Origin of the sequence: Vibrio sp. HI00D65 (assembly GCF_001635455.1) — a bacterium.
Lineage (GTDB): Bacteria > Pseudomonadota > Gammaproteobacteria > Enterobacterales > Vibrionaceae > Vibrio.
This window is the reverse complement of the sequence record NZ_LWEH01000162.1, coordinates 1-254: the sequence shown is the minus strand read 5'-3', so window position 1 is coordinate 254 and position 254 is coordinate 1. Positions and strand designations below refer to the sequence as shown.

General features: G+C 46.5%; 1 protein-coding gene. It reads right to left on the bottom strand.

Annotated elements, in window-relative coordinates:
* Positions 1-254: ATP-binding protein (locus tag A3712_RS14365; protein WP_157618762.1), on the bottom strand; the 254-nt coding region annotated here is incomplete at both ends.

Genomic DNA, 254 nt, shown 5'->3' with positions numbered 1-254 from the left:
TATCCTCCACCAGCAGTATCTTCTGGCCTTTGAATTCTATCTGATAATCCAGTTGTAACTCTTGAGCTTTGAATTGAGCTAACTCTCCCTTGGTCGTTCGAGCACAGGTTACGACAAAAGAAAACTCACTGCCTTGCCCAAACTCACTCTCTACCGTAATGTGGCTGCCCATTGCATTCACGAGCTTCTGGCTGATATTAAGCCCTAAGCCTGTGCCACCAAATCGACGTGTCGTTGTGGTATCTGCTTTGCTA